The organism is Gemmiger sp. An120 (assembly GCF_002160955.1).
GTDB classification, from domain to species: Bacteria; Bacillota; Clostridia; order Oscillospirales; family Ruminococcaceae; genus Gemmiger_A; species Gemmiger_A avium.
The window spans coordinates 1-11,868 of the sequence record NZ_NFLN01000039.1 but is presented as its reverse complement, the minus strand read 5'-3'; the positions used below and the strand labels follow the sequence as shown (position 1 = coordinate 11,868).

The window sequence follows — 11,868 nt, the reverse complement described above, 5'->3', positions numbered from 1 at the left end:
TGACGGGACATCTGCGGGCTCATCGCCCCTCTTACAAGGGCCGATTCACCTCGCAGCTGTTGCCCCGCTGCCCTTGGAAAAGATAATATCTGCCATCTGGTTTCATCCTCCTTTTTATGCTTCTCTCCGCGCCCGCTGCGGGCTGTTTCGGAGTGCGTGATAAATGCCCTCCGGGCACCCCGGGCTCTGCCCGGGCCACCGCTCTCCTTCTCATCCCTTCGCTGCATGACGGGACATCTGCGGGCTCATCGCCCCTCTTACAAGGGCCGATTCACCTCGCAGCTGTTGCCCCGCTGCCCTTGGAAAAGATAATATCTGCCATCAGGTTTCATCCTCCTTTTTATGTTTTTCTCTGCGCCCGCTGCGGGCTGTTCCAGTAAAATATACAAATCGTATATTTTACAAGTCTTTATCCCCCTCAGATAAAGCACCCACGCACGGTGCCGCCGCCGTCCTGGCCATCAGTGGCCAGAATACGGAACACCCCGCTGGCGGTGGTGGCGGTGACCCCGTCGCCCGCCTCGTTCAGGGTGACGGCACTGCCCACCAGAGTATCCGCCACAGTGGCGTTTGCCTTGGTTTCAAACACGGTGGTAGGCAGCACCGGCATGGCCGGATACAGCCCGTCCGGGCGGGCGGGGCCGATCAGGATATGGGTGGGGCGGGTGGTGGCGGTGGCGGCGGTCAGCTTGCCGCCGGTCAGCGCCGCGGCCGCGCCGGGCACAAGGCCCTCACCGCCGGGCAGATAGCAGAACGGTTCCACCGCACCGATGGCGCGGCTGGCAATGGTAAACATAGTGCGTACCTCCTTTACTTTGTCGTGGGGGCTCAGCGCCCCGAAAATCGCCGGTGATACCGGCGGGCTTCCTCCCGGCTCAGGCCGAACTTGGCCCAGGTATCCAGTTCCTCGTCGGTCAGGCCCTCCTCGGGCCGGGCACGGCCCCCAGCGGGGGCCAGATGACCGGTGCTGCGGGCGGCGTTGAGGGCCGCCTGCCGGGCGGCCTGCACCTGCCGGTCCATCAGCCGGTCGTACTGGGTCAGCTTGAAGGCGCTGACCAGATCCAGCCCGCCGCGCACCAGCCGGTCGAACTTGTCAAAATCCGGCATCCGGGTCAGGTCCTCGAACCGGGCCACCTCCGGGGCCAGACGGCCGATCTGGCGCAGCTGGTCGTCCAGCTGGCGGTCGGCCCGCTCCAGCGCCATCCGGTGTTCCCAGTCCGGGGGCGGCAGCGGCTCGGCAGCCGGGATTTCAGCCGCCGGTTCTGCCGCGGCTGGTTCCACTTCCGGCGCCGGGCTCTCCACCGGTTCCTGCACAGGCTGCAATTCTTCCATGAAACATCCCTCCTTTCTCACTTCCGGCAATCCCGCTTACTTGCTGCGGGGATCGGGTCGGCGCACCTCGGGCTTTTTGCCGCCGGGCACGGGCTTCGGGGCGGGCACCTGCATGCTGCCGCCGTTGCCGATCTTCAGCTTGGCCATTCGCGTTCACCTCCTTTCGGTCACAGACGGATCAGGGGCACCGGGTGGGTCACCCGGTCCACACACCCGCCGCCGTATCGCTCGCATTGGGGGTTGCGGCAGAAGAACTCCTGCACCAGCATCACCTGGGTCTCGGTAAGGGGGCTATCGTCCCCCACCACGGCGGTGTGGCTTTCTACCCGCATCTCCACCTTACACAGGGGGCAGAGCATCCGTTTCACCTCCCTCCTGTTCCAGCAGGGTCTTGACCTCCTGGGCATGGGGGAAATCGGTGCGGGCCAGCATGGTCCAGTACAGCCGGCGGCTGGCCGGCTCGGACGCGGGCCCGAACGCCCCGGCCCGGTACTTGTCGTCCAGCTGCTGCCACAGCACGCTGCGGTTGCTGGCCTGGGTGGCGCTGGGATCCACCGAGAACAGAAACTCGTCATTCCAGTACCACTCCCCGGCGGCATCCTGCTTGAGAAACGCCCACCGGTCAAAATGGGCGAACCGTTGGCTGCCGTCCGCCAGCCGTTCCGCATAGGGCACCGGCTGATCCGCGTAGGCCAGCAGATACCGGAACATCAGCTCATACAGCCGGGCGTAGGCCTGGTTCTTCTGATCCCGCTTGGACTGCAGCCGCCCGGCGGACTGGTTGGCGCTGAACTGCTTGGCGGTGCCGCTGATGGCGCTGGAATCGTACTTGCCCTGGTAGGCGTCGGTGATGCCCAGGGTGCTCTTGGCCCACTGGTAGTTCTGCTCCAGGGCGGTCATCTCCTTGCTCACATCCGGCTGCACGTTCACCACCCCGATCAGCGCCTTTTCGGCGGGGGTGCGTACCCGGATGATCTTCAGTTCCCGGTCGGTGGTCTCGATCCGCACACCCTCGGGCAGGGTCACATAGCTGCCGCCCTTGAGGATCTTCTCGTCGATCTTGGACCCCATTTTCTTGATGGCGTCCTGCTGATCCCGGATCATCTCCACGTCGCTGCCGCCCAGCAGGCTGCCCGCCCGGCTCACGTTGCGCCGCAGCACCAGCGGGAACCGTCCCGGCCGGTAGCAGGGCGCCTGGGCCGGGGCCGCCACCCACTGGGTCAGGGGCTCGCCGTCCTCCCCCAGCGCAAAGGACCCGTCCGCCAGCAGCAGCGGCCGCTCGGCAAAAGGGCCGGGCGCGGCCAGGGTTTCCGGCACCGGCTGCCATTCCACCGGGCCGGTCTCCAGCTTTCCGCCGCAGACCGGGCAGCGTTCGGTGCCCGGTTCCGCCTCGGCGCCGCAGTCGGTGCAGACCGCCCGGCGGCGGGCCTGGTAGTCCTCCAGGTCGGCCAGGGTCACGTCCTCCACCCAGCTGAACATCCCCACGCCGCCCCGGCGGTTGCGGTAAAAGGCGATGTTCTGGGTCACCAGTTCCTCCCGGGGTGTTTCCCCCTCGCCCCGCAGGTCGGGGATCTGTTCCCCGCAGGCGGACACATCCACCCCATACCGTTTATAGATGGACTGCTTGGTCTGGGCCATCTGGATGAACAGGTAATCCATCTTTTCGATGTCGCAGACGCCCGGCTGGGGGATCACCTGCCGGGGATGCAGCGGCGTGACCGACAGCTGCCCCAGTGTACAGTGGCCGCCGCCCTTGGGGTCCCATTCCACCAGCCAGAAGCTGCCGCCCTGGATGTGCACGGTGCGCTCCTGCAGGTCGTTCAGATCGGCCAGCCCCCGCAGCTGGATCTGGTGGCGCAGCACCGCCTCGATGCTGCGGGCCAGTTCGGTGTCCTCCGCGTGAATGGCCTCCACCCGGGGCAGGGGCAGGGTGCTGTCCACCTGGCTTTCCACCAGCTCGTAGGCGATGTTCCGCACGTTGCTGCTGTCCCGGGCGGGGCGGCCATCCGCGTCGGTCAGGCGTCGGCTGCCGTTGTACAGCGCCTCCCACCGGTCCATGTTGGCCAGGGTGTCCGCGTAGGCGGCCCGGGCGGCGGCCAGCCGCTGCTGCCAGAGCTGCCGGCGGCGCGCCCCGGCGGCGGATTTGTCCCGTTTCGCGTGTAGCATACTTCCTCCTTTTCCGCGGCCCGTCAGAACGGGTCGCCGTATTTTTCGATCAGATAGGCCCGGCCCGCCGGGTCAGCCCGCTCGTAGTCCTCCCACTGGTCCGGGCTCCAGACCGCCCGGCGTTTGGCCGGTGCCTGAGCAGGCCCGGTCCACCAGACGCAAAACCCCCGCAGCGCGTCCGGCGCGTGGGTCAGTTCGTGGGGCTGGCGGGCGGTATCCTCCGGGCGGCGGGGGTCAAACTGCAGCGCGGGCAGGGTGCGGATCAGATTGCGGCAGCTGGCAAAGATCTGCAGCCGGGGCTTTCCGTCCTCTGCCGGGGCCAGCCATTCCCGCACCGCCCGCCAGCCGTTTACCCGGTCGTTGGAGGTGCGGGTCAACGGCAGTCCCGCCTCGGCGAAATAGTCCGCCGCACTGCGCCCGGTCTCCTGCCGGCGGTTCCACAAATCCGGCGGGGCCAGCGTCGCCCGCAGGCTCTCCCCCTGTCCGGCCTGCCGCAGCAGCCGGGCCGCCGCCCCGATGGTGTGGCCCCGGCCGCCCTCGCCCTTGCCGTTGTCCCGCCCCTCGTACACCTCCCGATACACCCAGGCCCGGCCGGTCTCGTCCATGGCCGCCCAGTAGGCCGCCAGCATGTCGGTGCCGTAGTCCAGGGTCAGGTACCGTGGCCAGTGGGCCGGGATGGCAAAGGGCTCGCAGACGTGCACCTCCTGCCGGAACTCCGCGAAGAACTGCCCCTCAAACAGATCCCATTCTCCGTTCAGCAGGGCCCGGCGCTGGGCGTCGGGCAGATTTTCCAGCCGCCGCAGATAGCCCGGGTCACGCTGAATAAGGAACGGGTTGTCCTGTACCCGGCTGGGCAGAAACAGGCGGGTGCCGCTGGCGGCGGCCCATTCCCGCCCGGCGGGGGCGGGGTCAATGAACCGGGCCTTGACCCAGGCATGCCCCACCCCGCCGGGGTTGGTGGAACTTTTCACCGATTTGGGGAACCGGTTCGCCCCCCGCAGACGGCTCAGCAGATACAGGTACATGCTTTCGGAAAAGTGGGTCAGCTCGTCAAAGCGGATCACGTCGTATTCCGCACCCTGGTACCGGTACACATCCTTTTCGTTGTCGCAGTAGCCGAACTCCACCGTGCTGCCGTTGACGAACCGGCCCAGATGGGCGCTGGAGGCGTAGCGGTACACCGCCCGGGGGTAAAAGGCCAGGTGCTGGGCGATCAGGCTGCGTTCCAGGTCCGGGTAGGTGCGCCGCAGGATCAGCTGGCGGCTGCCCGGATACCGCAGCGCATACAGCAGCGCGTCGGCCAGCTGAGCGTAGCTTTTGCCGCCGCCCGCCGCCCCGCCGAACAGCACCTCGTCCGCCCCGGCTTCCACAAAGGCCCGCTGCCGGGGTGTCAGGGTCAGTTCCAGCTCCATGCCCGTTCAGCCGGGCGGTTCCCGCTCCAGCTGATCCACCACCCGCACCGTCACCCGCAGTTCCTCCGCGCCGGGCTCGGCAGCCGGTTCGCTGAACAGCCGGTACCGCTTGCCCAGCAGTTCCAGCGCCTTGAGCCGGGCGCTCACGTCCGGCATCTGCTGGATCACCTTGCCGGTCTTATCGGTTTCCGGGTAGCTGCACCGGCCCAGCGCAATGTCGCTCAGCGCCCCCAGCAGCTGGTCGGGGGTGGCGGGCCGTGGTTTGCGTGCCGCCATGGCCTCTCCTCCTTTCGTTTGTTCTGCGCGCCCTGCAACTTCCCGCATCCCACCCCCGGCCGTCTCCTGTGGCCGGGACCTGAGCAAAGGCGGCGCGCCGGTTTCCTTTGCCACCGTCAGCATAGCACGGAGGGCGGCGGGCTTTCCCGGGCGAGTGCCCGGGCGCGTCCGGGCGAATGGCCGGGCTTTTGCGGGCGCGGGGCCGGAACACGTCCGATTTATTACAAAAGAGTTTCGTTCCGGCCAAAGTATTTGACATAAAAATGACGGATTGCTATACTCTCAGGCGGGGCAGGCCTCCGGACCGGCCCATTCGCTACATACGAACAACAGAAAAGGAGAATTTAGCCATGAAGATGCATCAGACCGGCCGCAAGGCCGTATGCCTGATCCTGGCTCTGCTGATGGCCCTGAGCCTGGTGGCTTGCGGCCCCGCCAGCGAGAGCGCGGCTGCCGGCGCGCAGACCGCTACCGGCACCGCCAAGGGCTTCGGCGGCGACGTGACCGTCACCATCACCGTGGAGAACGGCAAGATCACCGCCGCTTCTGCCGAGGGCGCTTCCGAGACCGAAGGCGTGGGCAGCGTTGCCGTTGAGCAGCTGCCCCAGCAGATGGTGGACAGCCAGACCCTGGAGGTAGACGCCATCGCCGGCGCCACCATTACCAGCACCGCTGTGGTGGAGGCCGCCAAGGCCGCCGTCAGCAGCCTGGGCCTGGATCCTGCTTCCTTCACCGGCAACGGCGGTTCCGCCGCTGGTGAGGACGCCACCTACGACGCCGACGTGGTGGTCGTGGGCGCGGGCGGCGCGGGCATGACCGCTGCCATCACCGCTGCCAAGGCCGGCAAGAGCGTTGTGATCGTGGAGAGCATGGCCATGGTGGGCGGCAACTCTGTGCGCGCCACCGGCGGCATGAACGCTGCCAAGACCACCGCGCAGGATGCCAACGAGTTCACCGAGGAAGCCGGCGTGGAGAAGACCCTGGCTTCTCTGGGCGACTGGGCCGACAACGAGGCCATCACCGCCCTGGGCGAGACCGTCAAGACCCAGTGGGAAGAGTATCAGGCCAACCCCACCGGCTACTTTGACAGCGCTGAGCTGTTCCAGCTGGATACCCTGATCGGCGGCAAGGGCATCAACGATCCCGAGCTGGTGGCCACCCTGGTCAACAACAGCGCCGAGAGCATCGACTGGCTGGCTTCCATCGGCATCGAGCTGCCCAGCGTGGGCAGCTTCGGCGGCGCTTCCGTCAAGCGCATCCATCGCCCGGTGAACGAGGAGGGCAAGACCCTCTCCGTGGGCAGCTACATGATCCCCATTCTGGAGCAGAACTGCAAGGATCTGGGCATTGAGATCCTGCTGAACACCAAGGCCAACGCCATCCTGACCGACGAGTCCGGCGCGGCCGTGGGCATCACCGCCGAGGGCAAGGGCGGCAGCACCGTGACCGTCAACGCCAAGAGCGTGGTTCTGGCCACCGGCGGCTTCGGCGCCAACCTGGACATGGTCGTGGAGTACAAGCCCGACCTGGCCGGCTTCGCTTCCACCAACGCCCCGGGCGCTCAGGGTGAGGGCATCGCCATGGCCACCGCCATCGGCGCCGCTACCGTGGATATGGACCAGATCCAGATCCATCCCACCGTGGAGACCGAGACCGCCGCTCTGATCACCGAGGGTCTGCGCGGCGACGGCGCTATCCTGGTGAACGCCGAGGGCAAGCGCTTCTGCGACGAAGTGGGCACCCGCGACGCGGTCAGCGCCGCTGAGATCGCCCAGACCGGCGGCTATGCCTGGCTGGTGATCGACCAGAAGATGGTGGACGCTTCCAGCGTTATCGCCGGCTACATCAAGAACGGCTATACCGTGCAGGGCGACACCTACGAAGCCCTGGCCGAGGCCATGGGCGTGCCCGCTGAGGACTTCGCCGCCACCATGGAAGCCTGGAACGGCTGCGTGGCTGCCGGTGAGGACGCCGAGTTCGGCCGCACCAGCTTCGCCGAGGCTCTGGACACCGCTCCCTACTACGCCATCAAGGTCAGCCCGGGCGTGCATCACACCATGGGCGGCCTGAAGATCAACACCGATACCCAGGTCCTGACCGAGGACGGTTCCGCCATCGCGGGCCTGTACGCGGCCGGTGAGGTTACCGGTGGTGTGCACGGCGCCAACCGTCTGGGCGGCAACGCCGTGGCCGACTTCGTGGTCTTTGGCCGTATCGCCGGCCAGAACGCCGCGGATTACGCTGCGTAAGCCTTATCCCGCATAACAAAAGGGACGCGCTCTCTGTGAGCGCGTCCCTTTTGTTATGCAAATAAGATCCGGGGAAGACAACGTCTCCCCCGGACCCCCGGAAATCAATCATTTCATTCGCTATGTTACATTTCCAGCTCCACCGGCTCGGCGTCCAGCTTCTGCTTCATAAACGCCACCAGCATATCCGCGGGGAACACCGGTTCTTTATACCCAAAGGCTTCCCGCAGAAAGATCAGGGTCACGGTGGTGCGGCGGCCCGGGTCCAGCCGCAGCTGGTACAGGGTGTCCAGCGGCTGGGCGGTGGGGTTGTGCCGGGTGAAATGCAGCAGGAAGCTGCCGTCCGGGTCCCGGCGCAGGGTGTAGGTGAAGATGTCCTCCTCCCTGTGGCGGGCCAGCGCGTCCATGCAGTCGTCCAGCGGCCAGTCGGTGCGGTAGATGGTGGTGCCACACGCGCCGGGCGCGGTGCGCCGCTCCCGGTCCCGCCGGGAGATGAACCAGATGCAGAGCGCCAGCCCCAGCAAAGCCAGCACCAAAGAAACAATCGGGGGCATAGGAAGCCTCCTTTCCAGAATTGTCGAACTATGGTATAATAGCTGAAATACGGCTGTTTTGCCGTATCGGCCGCAAAGTGCCCGGCGGCTGTCCGCCCGGGCAGTTTGTCCTGTCTTTTTATTATACCGCAACCCTGCGCGTTTGCAAGGAGGTTTCCCATGTCGCTGACCCTTACCCGCAAAACCTACTACCTGCTGGGCATCCTGGCGGTTGCCTGCAATATGTTCAACGCCATTCTGCTGCTCACCGGCTCGACGCCGCTGTCGCTGGGCGAAAACATCGCCTTTGTGCTCACCGGGCTGATGCTGCTGTTCCTGGCGGCGCTGCGGAACATTTCCGGCTCGGAAAAAGCCCGGTGTTTCCTCAGCTTTGTGCTGCTGCTGGCCGGGCCCGCCAGCCTGACCACCTACGCCCCCATCAACCGGGCGCTGCTGGGCGGCTGCTGGGTCAACTTTGTCTGGATGGAATACAGCCGCCTGCGCCGGGAAGATCCGGCCAAGGCAGGCCCCTTCAGCGGGGCGGTAGCGGCGGTCTGCCTGTGTGAACTGGCCCAGACCCTGCTGCTTCTGGCCCCCGAGATGACCGACCTGATCAAGATGGCCTATAACCTGATGTTCTTTGCCTGCACCCTGGCCCGGGGCTGGGCGCTGGTGGCGCTGTACCGTCAGGCCGCGTCCCGGCAGTAAACCCGCCCCCGCATGCGCCGCCCGTGCAGCGCATACACATACCTTTGTGAGGTGAACCCCATGAAAATTCCGTTTCGTCTGTCCGCCGCCGCGCTGGCGCTGGCATTCACTGCCGGCTGTGCCGCCGCGCCGGCGTCCTCTTCCGTTTCCAGTTCATCCGAACCCGCTTCCCAGCCCGCCGCCACCCCGCAGGCCGAACCCGCTGAGGAGATCCGGGCCATGTGGATCAGCTACAAGGAATGGGAAACCATGGACTTTTCCAGCGAAGCCGCCTTTACCGAACAGGCGGCCCAGCTGATGGCCAACAGCGCCGAGCTGGGGATGAACCGGGTGCTGGTGCAGGTGCGTCCCTTTGCGGACGCGATCTATCCCAGCGAGCTGTTCCCCTGGAGCGATCTGTGCACCGGCACCCAGGGGCAGGACCCGGGCTATGACCCGTTGGCCATCCTGGTGGAGCAGGCCCACAGCGCGGGCCTTGCCATCGAGGCCTGGGTAAATCCCTACCGGGTGCGGCTGAACGCCAGCTACCCGGCCGGAGAACTGGCCGCTGATAACCCGGCGGTACTGCACCCGGACTGGGCCAAGGAGGTAAACGGCGGGATCTATCTGGACCCGGCCAACCCGGACGTGCAGGCCTACATCGCCGACGGCGTACAGGAGATCCTGGATAACTACGCGGTGGACGGCATCCATTTTGACGATTACTTCTACCCCACCACCGAGGAGAGCTTTGACGAGGCGGAATACGCCGCCTCCGGCACCGACCTGTCGCTGGCGGACTGGCGGCGGGAAAACGTGAACAGCCTGGTAAGCCTGGTCTACCGCACCGTCAAGGAGTCCAGCCCCACGGCGGTATTCGGCATCAGCCCCCAGGGCAACCCGGACAACAACTACAACGGCCAGTACAGTGACGTGGGCCTGTGGATGAGCACCCCGGGCTATCTGGACTATGTAATGCCGCAGATCTACTGGGGCTTTGGCTATACCCTCAAGAGCGGCAGCGACCGGTTTGCCTTTGAGAACATCGTGGCGGAGTGGGCGGCCATGCCCCGGGCGGACAGCGTGGCCCTGTGCGCCGGGCTGGGCGCCTACCGCATCGGCGACGGGGACGGCGGCAGCAACGAGAACAGCACCAGCCAGTGGCAGACCGGCTGCAACCTGGCCAGCCAGGTGGAGGGGCTGCGGGGGGCCGGGCTGGACGGCTACGCGCTGTACCGGTACGCTTCCCTGTTCGACAACGCCGCCTGGAGCGATCTGGCCGCCCAGGAGTGCGAGGCCCTGCGCCAGGTGAACGAGACCCAGGCGTGACCGGCCCCGGAAGATGAAAATCCGGCAAAATCCGCCCGGCGCGGCTTGCACCGGCGGGATTTGTGGTATACTATTACCGTAGCACCGTTTTGCATGCGGCATACGCCGCGGTCGGTTAAACGATCCCGGGGCCCCGCGCCCCGCACCAGGAGGTTATCTGATGAAACATACGCGACTTTTTGCCCTGCTGCTGGCGCTGGCGCTGTGTGCCGCGATGCTGGCGGGCTGCTCGGGCAGTTCCGAGGATGAGGACGAAGCCGATGAGATCCATGCCACGGCGGGCGGCAGTGTCACCCTGCCGGAGGGCTTCTCCGCATCGGGCAGCTTTACTTCCCAGGTATCCGGCGATGCGCTGTATGCTACCTTCAGCTTCAGCGGCGCCCAGAAAAAGGAAACCGGGTACTTCTCCCCCGCGGGCACCAGCATCACCGTAACCGCCTTTGCCACCACCGAAAACCAGTACAACAAGGAATTCAAGTTTGCCCTGTGGCAGAAGGTGGACGGCGGCGTGGCCTACCTGCCCGGCAGTACCGTGTACTATACCGCCGACGGCAGCTGCTACACCTACACCTTTGAGGGTCTGGACCCCAATTCCCAGTACCGGCTGGTTATCTCCCACGACAGCCCCAGTTATGTGGTATCCGGCCAGTTCGCGGTGACCGGCCTGGCCACCGCCACCCAGAGTGACGAGGAACTGGACGAAGAAAACGCCTGATCCATCCGCCGGGACGCGCCTGACAGCGCGTCCCGGCTTTTTCTGTGCGCGGCGAAGTTTTCCACAGCAGCGCGGCTTTCTGTGGAAAACTTCGCCGTTTTGTTCTGCATCACAAACTTTATCGGTTCCACCCCGGGTAATCTGTCTGCCAGCACCCCGAAGCCTGTCGGAATAACAACCTATAGTTGGGCTTTTCCGGGCGAAACAACTAAATGTTGTTGACTTGTCCGCACAGCTGTGCTATCGTGGTACTAAACCAAGCCGCGGTGCCCTGCCGGAACAGAGAGGAGAACCAAGATTCCGGCAGGCGAACCGCAAGCATGCCAGCAGGGAACAGGAGGACTTGATGGAAACGATCGGACGCAAACAGGAACAGGCGCTGCACCGGGCCGAGCTGGCGGCCCTGGGGCGTGCGCAGCGAAAATCTACCGAACCGGGCGAGGCGCTGCCGGTAACGGCGGCAGACCGGCGGGAACAGGTGCAGCAGTTTCTGCGCCGGTACCGGCAGGCGGTGGCGCAGGCGGAGGATCTGGCGGGCGAGGTGCAGGCGCTGCGCCTGCTGGAGGACCGGCTGGGCAGCACGCTGCCGCCCTCCAGCCCGGCACTGGCGCGGCTGGAACAGCTGACCGCCCAGCTGGAAGATCAGCTGGCCCGCTGCCTGGACATCCGCGCCCAGGTGGAGCGGGTGATTCAGATGGTGGGCGATGAGCAGCAGCAGCGGATTTTGCAGCTGCGGTACATACGGGGCATGACCTGGGAAAGGATCGGCCATACCCTGACCCTGGACGAGCGCTGGGTGCGCCGTCTGCATGCCAAAACCCTGGACAGCCTGGCCCGGCATATGCCGCCGCTGTAGGGGCGGTAATATTGCTAAATCTGGGGACCAGTCCCCAGACCCCATCCTGCGGGACGGATTTCTCCGTCCCGCTGTTTTTTGTGCAAAATAAAAGTGCGGGACGATATATCGTCCCGCGTGTTGAGGGCATGGGGGCCGGGTCCGCAAAGCGGCCGGGGCTCCGGTGGAGCCCCGGACCGGCAGGGCGGTCTGCAAAGCAGAGCGGGCGCATCCTTGACGCGCCCGCAGCCCGGGTCCGCAAAGCGGCCGGGGCTCCGGTGGAGCCCCGGACCGGCAGGGCGGTCTGCGAAGCAGAGCGGGCGCATCCTTGACG

The 11,868-nt window shown here is 65.9% G+C and carries 12 protein-coding genes; 5 read left to right on the top strand and 7 right to left on the bottom strand.

The window, feature by feature from the left end; translation table 11 throughout:
• Window positions 1-418: 418 nt before the first annotated feature.
• The 6 genes from B5E65_RS15825 to B5E65_RS15800 form a co-directional block, all read right to left on the bottom strand.
• Entirely contained in the window at window positions 419-796 is a 378-nt protein-coding gene (locus tag B5E65_RS15825; RefSeq protein WP_087172729.1) for a hypothetical protein, read from the bottom strand.
• A gap of 32 nt (window positions 797-828) precedes the next feature.
• Window positions 829-1,332, bottom strand: coding sequence for a hypothetical protein (locus B5E65_RS15820; protein ID WP_087172728.1), 504 nt, complete (start codon window positions 1,330-1,332; stop codon window positions 829-831).
• 167 nt (window positions 1,333-1,499) lie between these two features.
• Window positions 1,500-1,691, bottom strand: a complete 192-nt coding sequence (locus B5E65_RS15815) for a hypothetical protein (protein WP_087172727.1) — start codon at window positions 1,689-1,691, stop codon at window positions 1,500-1,502.
• A complete protein-coding gene (locus tag B5E65_RS15810; RefSeq protein ID WP_087172726.1) occupies window positions 1,672-3,498 on the bottom strand; it encodes a hypothetical protein in 1,827 nt (608 codons plus the stop codon). Before B5E65_RS15810 ends, B5E65_RS15815 begins: the two co-directional genes overlap by 20 nt.
• 23 nt (window positions 3,499-3,521) lie before the next feature.
• Window positions 3,522-4,910, bottom strand: coding sequence for a terminase large subunit domain-containing protein (locus B5E65_RS15805; protein WP_087172725.1), 1,389 nt, complete (start codon window positions 4,908-4,910; stop codon window positions 3,522-3,524).
• A 6-nt stretch (window positions 4,911-4,916) separates the two neighbouring features.
• Entirely contained in the window at window positions 4,917-5,186 is a 270-nt protein-coding gene (locus B5E65_RS15800; protein ID WP_087172724.1) for a terminase small subunit, read from the bottom strand.
• 350 nt (window positions 5,187-5,536) lie between these two features.
• Here B5E65_RS15800 and B5E65_RS15795 point away from each other — a divergent pair, with 350 nt between their 5' ends.
• Window positions 5,537-7,435 carry a flavocytochrome c gene (locus B5E65_RS15795; RefSeq protein WP_087172723.1) on the top strand — a complete coding sequence of 633 codons (1,899 nt, stop codon included), beginning with the start codon at window positions 5,537-5,539 and terminating at the stop codon, window positions 7,433-7,435.
• A gap of 125 nt (window positions 7,436-7,560) precedes the next feature.
• Here B5E65_RS15795 and B5E65_RS15790 read toward each other — a convergent pair whose 3' ends face one another.
• The gene (locus B5E65_RS15790) at window positions 7,561-7,989 is read right to left on the bottom strand and encodes a hypothetical protein (RefSeq protein WP_087172722.1); all 429 of its coding nucleotides are present in this window, start codon (window positions 7,987-7,989) and stop codon (window positions 7,561-7,563) included.
• 159 nt (window positions 7,990-8,148) lie between these two features.
• Between B5E65_RS15790 and B5E65_RS15785 the strand changes: the two genes are divergently transcribed.
• The 4 genes from B5E65_RS15785 (at window position 8,149) to B5E65_RS15770 (ending at window position 11,555) form a co-directional block, all read left to right on the top strand.
• Entirely contained in the window at window positions 8,149-8,676 is a 528-nt protein-coding gene (locus B5E65_RS15785) for a hypothetical protein (protein WP_087172721.1), read from the top strand.
• A 60-nt stretch (window positions 8,677-8,736) separates the two neighbouring features.
• On the top strand, window positions 8,737-9,984 hold the full coding sequence (locus B5E65_RS15780; RefSeq protein WP_087172720.1) for a glycoside hydrolase family 10-like protein: 1,248 nt from the start codon (window positions 8,737-8,739) through the stop codon (window positions 9,982-9,984).
• Between the two features lie 160 nt (window positions 9,985-10,144).
• The gene (locus tag B5E65_RS15775; protein ID WP_087172719.1) at window positions 10,145-10,699 is read left to right on the top strand and encodes a hypothetical protein; all 555 of its coding nucleotides are present in this window, start codon (window positions 10,145-10,147) and stop codon (window positions 10,697-10,699) included.
• A 346-nt stretch (window positions 10,700-11,045) separates the two neighbouring features.
• A complete protein-coding gene (locus B5E65_RS15770) occupies window positions 11,046-11,555 on the top strand; it encodes a sigma factor-like helix-turn-helix DNA-binding protein (RefSeq protein ID WP_087172718.1) in 510 nt (169 codons plus the stop codon).
• Window positions 11,556-11,868 lie beyond the last annotated feature (313 nt).